The 297-nt window shown below is 66.7% G+C and carries 1 protein-coding gene; it reads left to right on the top strand.

Translation table 11 applies throughout. The features are described 5' to 3' along the window. The coding region (locus tag ACSNOK_RS33770; RefSeq protein WP_436784573.1) for an ABC transporter permease subunit at window positions 1–266 on the top strand (266 nt) is incomplete at its 5' end. Between the last annotated feature and the right edge of the window lie 31 nt (window positions 267–297).

Raw genomic sequence — 297 nt, 5'->3', positions numbered from 1 at the left:
CCTTCAACGTGGTGCAGTCCGGCGAGGGCGTGGGCAACGAGTTCCTCTACATCATCGCGGCGGTCATCGGCGGCTGTCTGATGACCGGCGGCTACGGCTCCGCCATCGGCTCGGCGGTCGGCGCGCTGATCTTCGGCATGACCAGCAAGGGCATCGTCTACGCCCAGTGGAATCCGGACTGGTTCAAGTTCTTCCTGGGAGCCATGCTGCTCCTGGCCACCCTGCTCAACGCATGGGTCCGCAAGCGGGCGGAGGCGACGAAGTGACGCGAGGCGAGGACGTGACGCGGGGCGAGGA

The organism is Streptomyces sp. URMC 126, assembly GCF_051386555.1.
Taxonomy (GTDB): domain Bacteria; phylum Actinomycetota; class Actinomycetes; order Streptomycetales; family Streptomycetaceae; genus Streptomyces.
Note: the sequence above shows the minus strand (reverse complement) of the source record. Positions and strands in the feature narration are given on the sequence as shown.